This is a genomic window from Myroides sp. LoEW2-1, assembly GCF_009767705.1.
Classification (GTDB): Bacteria; Bacteroidota; Bacteroidia; order Flavobacteriales; family Flavobacteriaceae; genus Flavobacterium; species Flavobacterium album_A.
Genome location: NZ_WSPP01000067.1, coordinates 1 through 7,628 on the forward strand (window position 1 = coordinate 1; position 7,628 = coordinate 7,628).

The 7,628-nt window shown below is 33.9% G+C and carries 7 protein-coding genes and 4 tRNA genes; 9 read left to right on the plus strand and 2 right to left on the minus strand.

The features are described 5' to 3' along the window. Window positions 1-848 precede the first annotated feature (848 nt). From GOQ24_RS05280 to GOQ24_RS05295, 4 genes are all read left to right on the plus strand, one after another. A tRNA-Asp gene (locus GOQ24_RS05280) sits at window positions 849-922 on the plus strand. 141 nt (window positions 923-1,063) lie between these two features. Further along, window positions 1,064-1,140, plus strand: a tRNA-Asp gene (locus GOQ24_RS05285). A 207-nt stretch (window positions 1,141-1,347) separates the two neighbouring features. Continuing rightward, window positions 1,348-1,421, plus strand: a tRNA-Asp gene (locus GOQ24_RS05290). A 71-nt stretch (window positions 1,422-1,492) separates the two neighbouring features. Then, a tRNA-Asp gene (locus GOQ24_RS05295) sits at window positions 1,493-1,569 on the plus strand. Between the two features lie 366 nt (window positions 1,570-1,935). On the opposite strand, the gene pepE is transcribed toward GOQ24_RS05295, so the two are convergent. Beyond that, on the minus strand, window positions 1,936-2,643 hold the full coding sequence (gene pepE / locus GOQ24_RS05300) for a dipeptidase PepE (protein WP_155092073.1): 708 nt from the start codon (window positions 2,641-2,643) through the stop codon (window positions 1,936-1,938). A gap of 192 nt (window positions 2,644-2,835) precedes the next feature. On the opposite strand from pepE, the gene GOQ24_RS05305 reads away from it, so the two are divergent. From GOQ24_RS05305 to GOQ24_RS05315, 3 genes are all read left to right on the plus strand, one after another. Then, a complete protein-coding gene (locus GOQ24_RS05305) occupies window positions 2,836-3,579 on the plus strand; it encodes a hypothetical protein (protein WP_155092074.1) in 744 nt (247 codons plus the stop codon). A 97-nt stretch (window positions 3,580-3,676) separates the two neighbouring features. Then, complete coding sequence (locus GOQ24_RS05310) at window positions 3,677-4,015, plus strand: twin-arginine translocase TatA/TatE family subunit (RefSeq protein ID WP_155092075.1); 339 nt, start codon at window positions 3,677-3,679, stop codon at window positions 4,013-4,015. Next, window positions 4,015-4,584, plus strand: a complete 570-nt coding sequence (locus GOQ24_RS05315; protein WP_155092076.1) for a phosphatase PAP2 family protein — start codon at window positions 4,015-4,017, stop codon at window positions 4,582-4,584. The genes GOQ24_RS05310 and GOQ24_RS05315 overlap by 1 nt, the downstream gene beginning before the upstream one ends. 41 nt (window positions 4,585-4,625) lie before the next feature. Here GOQ24_RS05315 and GOQ24_RS05320 read toward each other — a convergent pair whose 3' ends face one another. Continuing rightward, the gene (locus GOQ24_RS05320; protein ID WP_155092077.1) at window positions 4,626-5,267 is read right to left on the minus strand and encodes an O-methyltransferase; all 642 of its coding nucleotides are present in this window, start codon (window positions 5,265-5,267) and stop codon (window positions 4,626-4,628) included. A 279-nt stretch (window positions 5,268-5,546) separates the two neighbouring features. Between GOQ24_RS05320 and GOQ24_RS05325 the strand changes: the two genes are divergently transcribed. Both GOQ24_RS05325 and GOQ24_RS05330 read left to right on the plus strand, forming a co-directional pair. Beyond that, a complete protein-coding gene (locus GOQ24_RS05325; protein WP_155092078.1) occupies window positions 5,547-6,698 on the plus strand; it encodes a serine hydrolase domain-containing protein in 1,152 nt (383 codons plus the stop codon). A 4-nt stretch (window positions 6,699-6,702) separates the two neighbouring features. Next, window positions 6,703-7,425 carry a 3'-5' exonuclease gene (locus GOQ24_RS05330; protein ID WP_230381513.1) on the plus strand — a complete coding sequence of 241 codons (723 nt, stop codon included), beginning with the start codon at window positions 6,703-6,705 and terminating at the stop codon, window positions 7,423-7,425. The last annotated feature ends 203 nt before the right edge of the window (window positions 7,426-7,628 follow it).

The following is a 7,628-nucleotide window of genomic DNA, read 5'->3' on the forward strand; positions in this document are numbered from 1 at the left end:
ATAACGGAGGTAACTTTATACTTGAGTAAGTAGCTCCACCCAGGCAGACTTTAGTCTGCTTTAACAAACTATGGACTTTCAGTCCATAGTGGTTTATTTATATGTATTTATCTGCTTTAAAAGATCAACTCAACCTTGTCTAATAAGGAAATCATCGGAAATGATGATTAAGTGGGTAAATTTTTAGAAGCAGAATAGTATGTATTATAAGAGGGCTTCGCTTGCACTTTCTCCGGGATTTCTTGGGGTTTTGTAGGGGTTTTCTTGCCTAGAGAGCACTTTTGTCGAAGAAAGGTGCAAGAAAACCTTAAGCTATGTGCCAGCAAATTGGTATAAATCGATATGTAGATTGTCAACAGATATGATGAAGTTGTATACTGCTGCCTTAACTCGAGTTAGTCTTATTATGGGATATAGCTGTTTATTAATACAATCTTTTTGGGGGAGATTTCAATTGAAATATGACACAATAAGATAAAAGAAGGTAGTGTTGTCGATTTTTTAGGAAGTTGAATTGAATGGATTGAAAGTTTTTTGATTCTAAAATTACAGTAGCTGTCGTTCAGCAAGTATTTTTAGTAGGTGTTTTTTTCCTTAAAGGTGAAAAAGCAGGTGTATTTCTATAGTAAAACAAAAATTTGAATCGTCAAAAGTTGAATTAAAAGTGAGTAGTAGCGCTTGTTGAGATAAAGTACATAAAAAAAGTTTAATTTTATTTATTTATTATCTAATTGGAAATCAGTTTACTCTGTAAGTCGCGCTAAAAAACTTTTATTTTTTTTATACGAGGATTTGGTAGTCTTGAAAATGGTCGTATATTTGCACCGCATTACAGCAATAACGACGAAGGTTTGGTAGTTCAGTTGGTTAGAATACATGCCTGTCACGCATGGGGTCGCGGGTTCGAGTCCCGTCCAGACCGCAAGAGAGAGATTAACATCTCTGAATAAAAGAGATGTTATTCGATCTGCTCAAAGCGGAGAAAATAAAGGTTTATACATAAATCTTTGATTTTTGAAAAAAAGAGTTATCTTTGTCGCGAGTAATGAATTTGGTTAATACTGGTTTGGTAGTTCAGTTGGTTAGAATACATGCCTGTCACGCATGGGGTCGCGGGTTCGAGTCCCGTCCAGACCGCCAGTAAAAAAGAGCCTCTCACGTGGTTGAGAGGCTTTTTTTGCCCTGTAATAATTTTTCATTATTAAGGGTTAAAATTTAGTTGTGTTGTTAAGTGCGAAAGCACTACGGTTTAGTAGTTAGACCAATGAAAAGCTTTCCTAGTGCGGGAGAGCTTTTTTGTTCTTTGATTGAGAAATATATCTTTAATAGATATTTAGGAGTAATACTGGTTTGGTAGTTCAGTTGGTTAGAATACATGCCTGTCACGCATGGGGTCGCGGGTTCGAGTCCCGTCCAGACCGCAAGAGGGATTGATTTCTCTACTTAGTTTATTTTTTTACTCTTAGAATCAATAGATATATTATTATATACTGGTTTGGTAGTTCAGTTGGTTAGAATACATGCCTGTCACGCATGGGGTCGCGGGTTCGAGTCCCGTCCAGACCGCCAGTAAAAAAGGATTTGTTTGAAAGAACGATTCTTTTGGGCTCTAATAATTCCCCAAATTATGAAGGCCTTAAAATTTAGTTGTGTTGTTAAGTGCGCAAGCACTATGGTTTAGTAGTTAGACCAATGAGAAGCTTTCCTTGTGCGGGAGAGCTTTTTTGTTTTATATGAATCAGGATATCTTGTTTTTAGTAATAAATTTAGATTGAGCAGATCTCAATACTTCGTTTTCATATTAAACTTCCTTTTGCTGAGATAGTAAAGGCAGTTGAAGTTCAACGATAAATATGTCATTATTGACATAAGGTATAGAATAAAAAAGCAAACCTTAAAAGACACTCTTGCCTTTTAAGGTTTATTTTTTTCTATTTATTTTAGATGACTTAAGTCTGTGTCTGGTACAACTTCTACAGCAGCTTTTCCTTGTTCAAAAATGCGAGCTGTCAAGTTTCCTCTAAGTGTGATAGTATCTCCTTGTACTTCTAACCAGCTACCTTCTCTAAGCCCAACTACAGGTTGCGAGTTAAGTGAATGAAACTCGTTAATTCTGGTCTCTCTTGTCTCTCCCATATGTGTAGAGCCTTCGATAGGATCTAAATAATGTGGATTGATATTGAAAGGAACAAAACCTAAAGTTTTGAAAGAAGGAGGATAGGTGATAGGCATGTCATTGGTCGTTTCCATTGTTAAACCACAGATGTTGCTGCCTGCACTGCAACCCAAGTATGGTGTACCATTATTGATTGCTTTTTGGATAGCTGTAATGACATTGTTATTGTAAAGTTGTTTTACCAAAAGGAATGTATTTCCTCCACCAGTAAATATTCCTTCTGCTTGTGCTATGGCTTGTGTAGGGTTTTCATATTCATGAATACCTTTTACTGTGATATCCAACTTAGAGAAGGCAGTAGCTACTTTTTGTGTATATTCATCATGTGTGATGCCACTTGGTCGTGCATAGGGAATGAACAAAAGTGTTTTTACGTTGTTAAAGTGATTCTTTAGAACAGGCAATAAATATTCTAAGTATTGACTATTGTGAATTGTAGAAGTACTCGCAATTATAATTTTTTTCATAAGAATATAATTTTTACAAAGGTAAGTCGTTTTTTTATATAAGAAGTTACATTCGTTTTTAGGAGCCTTTAGGAATCATTTAGTACTCGATTATAATAGGTAATTCATTTTTTATATTAGATTTGATGTTTGTAGTTAACTGTTTCTATTCAAAAAACAGGTGTTTTTAATTACTAACGATATTATTGATTAATGAGATTTTTTTTAGCATTTCTATTGTGTTTAGGTTGTTTATACAGCTTTGGACAAGAAAGAAAATTTTTAAATGGAAAGATAGTTTCGCGTTCAAAGAACTTAGAAGGTGTGTATATCTCTAATTTGAACTCAGGCGTAGAAGTATTTAGTGAAAAAGGAGGCTATTTTAATTTAGCAGCTAAGGAGAATGACACTATTATGTTCTCAAGTCCTATTTTTATGGGTTATCAACATATTGTTGACAAGATTGATTTAGAACGGGATATTATGCTAATTCCCTTAGATAAGAATGATTTTTACACGCAGCTTGATGAGATTGTGATTTATAAAATATCAGCAGAATCCTTAGGGTTAGTTCCTAAGGGAACAAAGATTTTAACTCCAGCTCAAAGTAAGTTGTATACAGCGACTAGTGGTGGTGGGTTGATACCTGTTTCTGCTATAGTTAACTGGATTTCAGGTCGAACAAAGATGCTGAAGAAAGCGTATGAGTATGAAAAGTTGGATAGTCGAAAGAATAGATTGATTAATTATTTTTCAGAGGAAGCTTTGATGAGAGATTATAGTATTCCTAAGGACTATGTTGAAGGTTTTGCTTTGTACGCTGCAAATGATGATCAAGTTGAGAGTTTGTTAACAGGAGGAGGATTCGAAAAAGAGAAGGTACAAGCCAGATTAGGCGAGCTTGCCTTAGACTTTTTGGAGTTAATAGGAAAAAAAGATGAAGATAAATTGCAGTGAGTAAAGTGATTTAACAAATGGTTTGTATTTTTGTATACAATGCAAGCAATTAAGTTTGTAGATTTGTAACCTTGTTTAATTAATAAACTGTAACAATATGTTTGGTATTGGTGGAGGTGAATTTTTCTTTATTATTCTTGTTATATTAATGCTATTTGGATCTGATAAAGTTCCTGAAATGGCAAGGACGTTTGCAAAATTTATGACACAAGTAAAGAATGCAACGAATGATATAAAACACGAGATTAATAGAAGTGCAGAAGATAGCGGAATTAAGAAGGAGATAGAAGAAGTAATGGATATGAATCCATTAAAAGATGTGCAACAAAAATTGGAGGAGACAATAGAGAATCCATTACAAGACGTACAGCAAGAAATAGAGAAGCAAAAAGAAGATATCGAGAATTTAACAGGACCAATAAAAAGACAGCTTTAATGTTAGAAAATTTAGTACAATGGGATAAGGAATTAATGATTTTTTTGAACAATTTTGGTTCTGAAACATTTGATTCTTTTTGGCTTTTTATTACAAAACAGCTTAATTGGCTGCCGTTTTTTTTACTACTTCTTTATTTGACATATAAGAAAGTTTCGGTAAAGAAATTAGTCTTGATATTGCTTTTTTTAGCTGTATTAATTGCGTTTACAGATCAAATGACTAATTTGGTAAAAAGGGTAGTTGCTCGTCCAAGACCTTGTAATACGGAAGATATAGTTGCGATGTTACGTGTTGTAAAGTGTAGCTCTACGCTAAGTTTCTTTTCAGGGCATGCATCTAATTCCACAGCTAATATGGTGTTCTTGTTCTTGATCTTGAGAAGATATTATAAACATGCTTATTTGGTATTTATCTTTCCGTTGATTTTTGCCTATAGTCGAATATATCTGTCTTTACATTTTCCAGGAGATATTTTGGTAGGAATGTGTGTAGGGGTATTTTTTGGAACTGCATTTTATAGCTTATATGTATGGGTAGAGAATAAGTATTCGGATAAACTAATATAAAATAAACAATAAGGGCTACTAAATTTAGTAGCCCTTATTGTTTATTTTACTCTTGATACCGTTAGTCCGTCGCGGATGGGTAATAAGATTGTTTCAACTCTTGGATCTTCTTTTAAGAGTTTATTGTATTTGTCTATTTCGATAGTCTGTTTATCGTTAGACTTTATTTCTTCAAGAACTTTGCCTGACCACAATACGTTATCAGAAAGGATAATGCCGCCTTGGTTCATTTTGTCTATGATTAAATGGAAGTACTTAGTATAATTCTTTTTATCTGCGTCAATGAAGACGAGGTCAAATTTCTTATCAATTGTTGGTATGATGTCTAAAGCGCTACCAATATGTTGTTTGATTTGGTCGCCATATGGAGACATATCAAAGTACTTTCTCTGAAAATCATATAACTCCTCATTGACATCTATGGTGTCGATTGTCCCATTTTCTTTTAATCCCTCTGCTAAGGATAGGGTAGCATATCCTGTAAATGTTCCAATCTCTAATATATTCGTAGGGTTTACTAATTTAGAAATCATACTTAAGAAACGCCCTTGAAAATGACCGCTTAGCATTCTTGGTTGTAATACTTTTTGGTGTGTTTCTTTGTCAAGTTTCGCCAGTAATTCAGGTTCGTTTTCTGTATGTTGGGCTGCGTAATCTTCTAACTGATGAGAAATAAAATGCATATACTAAATTATTTGATAATAAAAGCGCAAAGATAATCTTAGAAATTCCGTTTGCCAAATATGCTTTGATTTTAATGTCTTATTTATACTTATTAGACTTGTAATTAGTATGGGTGAGTTTAGTACTTCACATTAGTTGATTGTAGAATAAAGAAAATCTACGTGATGATAATTCACAGAGTTTTGTGTCGGCTTATTCTTTTATGTTATTATTTTGGTTCGCGTCGTTGGTGTACAATAAAATTCTTATTTTTAGGTAATTAACCTATACATAGACTTATGAAAATATTAAAATGGTTCTTGGGAAGTATTTTAGTACTCGTTGCTTTGGCCTATTTATTCAAAGTAGATTACTTGTTCACAGCAGTCCGTACAATTTATTTTAATGGATATACAACTGCTTTTTTAGATGATTATAAGTATTTCCCAACCCGAACTATTGCTAATGATAGCAATAATATACAGCCTTGGCCTGTAGCTGTTGATTACAATCAAATCAAAGCAACTGAGGAGTTGGAAAAGGCTCACGTCGAACTACAATCGATAGCGTATCTCATTATCAAAAATGACAGTTTGTGGTATGAAAGCTATTATGATGGTTATGATAAAGGGGCGTACTCAAATTCGTTTTCTATGGCTAAAAGTATTGTGTCTGCTGCTTTTGGTAAGGCTCTGCAATTAGGGGAAATCAAAGAGGAAAATGACAAGGTGATCAATTATATTCCCGAGTTGACAGGTAAGTATAAGGATGACTTAACTGTGGCAGATTTATCTAAAATGTCTTCTGGACTAAAGTGGGATGAGGGTTATTATAGTCCTTTTTCTGTTATGACAGAGGTGTATTTTGTTAAGGACTTGAGAAAAGTTATGCAAAAGATTTCTATCGATGATGAGCCAGGTAAAGAATTTATCTATAAAAGTGGAGATACGGAGATGTTGACAATGGTTTTAGAAAAGGCTACAGGTATGTATTTAAGTGATTATGTATCTAAGCATTTTTGGAAACCTATGGGGGCAGAGAATCCCGCTTTGTGGCAGTTGGATCATGAAGGAACAGGAGTAGAGAAGTCATTTTGTTGTTTTACCAGTAATGCAAGGGATTTTGCTCGCTTTGGGAAATTATATAAGGATTTTGGGAAATGGAATGGGCAGCAAATATTAGATAGTGTTTACGTGGCAAAATCGATAAAGCAGCAGTATGCAAATGGGCCTGAATATGGATACGGTTGGTGGTTAGTCAAATATCGAGATCAGGAGTTCTTTTATATGAGAGGACATTTAGGTCAATTCGTTATAGTTTCTCCTAAAGATAATGTTATAATTGTTCGTTTAGGACATAAGAAAGGGGTGCAAACAGAAGAAGATCCCCATAGTAACGATTTGTATCTATACATAGATGAAGCTTATAAAATGTTAGATCAAAGAAAATAATGTCATGATGCTACCTTTAGAAAATATTCAATTAGAGCATATTCTTTTTTTAGATATTGAAACTGTTCCTGTGGAAGAGAGCTATGATGCTTTAGATGCAGAATTACAGGTTCTGTTTGAAGCCAAAACGAGTTACCAACGAAAGGAGGAAATCTCGGTCGAAGATTTTTATGAGCGGGCGGGTATCTGGGCCGAATTTGGAAAGATAGTGTGTATCTCTGTGGGGTATTTTCATTTTAAGCATGGCGTGCGTCAATTTCGAACAACTTCTTTTTGGGGAGAAGAAAAGGAATTGTTGGTTAAGTTTAGTGAATTGGTTAACCAACACTTTAGTCGCCCTTTTAATATCTTATGTGGGCACAATGCCAAGGAATTTGATTTTCCATATATCGCCAGGCGTATGTTGATTAATGGGGTAAAAATCCCCATAAAGTTGAATTTGTTTGGAAAGAAACCATGGGAAGTTCCACATTTAGATACAATGGAGTTGTGGAAGTTCGGTGATTTTAAACATTATACTTCACTGCAGTTACTCACCAAAATCTTAGGTATTTCATCGCCAAAGGACGACATAAGTGGATCTGAGGTTGCAGAGGTGTATTATAAAGAAAAGAATATTGATAAGATAATTACCTATTGTGAGAAAGATGTATTAGCTGTGGCACAAGTATTGTTGCGCTTTAGGAGAGAGGATTTATTAGAATCAAATGAAATATTATCTGTATGAGTTAATTAAAAGTTAATAATATTTGATTTTTTAAAAATGTTAAAAATATTTTTTCTATTTTTGTGAGAACGATTGAGAAAAATATGCAAACAAATTATACAAATAAAATTTCCTTTAAGAAGTATTCAATGTGTGAAGGCACATTAGGAGGTAAATAATTGTATATTGTTTGAAAATGATATTATAAAAGCCTCTATTGTTAT